The organism is Paraburkholderia sp. J8-2, from assembly GCF_905220195.1.
In the GTDB taxonomy this organism is placed as follows: Bacteria; Pseudomonadota; Gammaproteobacteria; order Burkholderiales; family Burkholderiaceae; genus Paraburkholderia.
The window spans coordinates 1-1,226 of record NZ_CAJMZA010000097.1; the positions used below are offsets into that span (position 1 = coordinate 1).

Sequence of the window (1,226 nt, forward strand, 5' to 3'; positions counted from 1 at the left end):
ATCGGTCCCAAAATGATGTCTGAAATTGCGGCGTGAGCAAACGCGAAATGCACTGACTCGAATCTGCGCGAAGCCATTGAGCATCTGCGTGGCGATCTTGCCATACAGTGTCGGGCGCCAACCGCGATAAAAGTATCGTAAGCGGGAGCTTGGTTATCTTATCGCGTATCGATGGTGCGTCTTCCAGTTCCCAGAACCCACCACTCACCACTAACGTGATACGTTTCCGCGTGCAACCAAAAAACTTCGCTGCAATTCATGCGTCGACCCGCGTTACCTCCTGCCACGCGCCGTAGCTGCGTCCAGCAAATGCAGCGCTGACCTACGTGACTCTGGCACACCTTATCGAGACCGCGCGTCATCAATCTCACCAAGCCCGGCGACGGCGGCCAGATAGCGGTACGTAGCGGCATTGAGCGCTGTCGTCAGCAGCAGGAGTTCGTCGGGCCTTTCAGGATTGCCGCCCACACGAACGCGACGCTGGAACTGGCCTCGAGCGGCCGCCAAGGCTTGGTACGCGGTACAAAACTCCTCAAGATCGCGCATAACTCAGACCTCGTGATGTGATGCACAGGAATGCGCGCGTAGTGCCACCCGATCATAGTCGACAGCACGCAGAAAAGAAGGCACGCCGACGGCGTTGGTGGACGCCAGCCGGCTTCCGCTTGTGTGAGTGAACTGCACTGGCCGGTGGCGGCCCGGCGCCTGGTGTCGCCATGCGTTCCACTATGGCAAAGATCGCCTTCAATCGGCTTTCGCCAATACTGCTTTCTGGTGGCATACAAGGCGATCAGCGGGGCGGCGGAGATTTGGGAGTGCCTGATTGCGCATGCGTGAAATACCTGCAATTATTTTTGCGACCACAAACGGGTAGTGATGGATGGCGACGATGGAAGGCAAAGATGGATTTCGCGGGCCGCCGTGGACAGACCGGCGCGCTATCGCCGCGGAGATGCTGGAAGCGGGGCAGAGCATCCAGCAGGTAGCGGCGGCACTTGATCTCAGCCCTGCCACGGCTCGCCGCTATGCTGCCCTGTTCAAGGCCGGCGGCAAGCGGTCGCTCTTACAGTTGAGCGATGTCGGACGTCGCAGGCAGCTTCCTGCAGAGGGGTTGAGCTGGCTCGTCGCTGCAATCAAACATGCACCTGGACTTCAGGGATTCGCGACGCCGCGCCGGACCAGGGAGGCCATTGTCGCACTCGTTGAGCAGAAATTCGGCGTCCATC

The 1,226-nt window shown here is 59.5% G+C and carries 2 protein-coding genes; one reads left to right on the forward strand and one right to left on the reverse strand.

The genetic code is table 11. From position 1 onward, the window contains the following. Window positions 1–342 precede the first annotated feature (342 nt). Window positions 343–546, reverse strand: coding sequence for a hypothetical protein (locus tag U5A52_RS42940; protein ID WP_321940474.1), 204 nt, complete (start codon window positions 544–546; stop codon window positions 343–345). Window positions 547–889: 343 nt separating this feature from the next. Between U5A52_RS42940 and U5A52_RS42945 the strand changes: the two genes are divergently transcribed. Further along, window positions 890–1,226: helix-turn-helix domain-containing protein (locus U5A52_RS42945; RefSeq protein ID WP_321940476.1), on the forward strand; the 337-nt coding region annotated here is incomplete at its 3' end.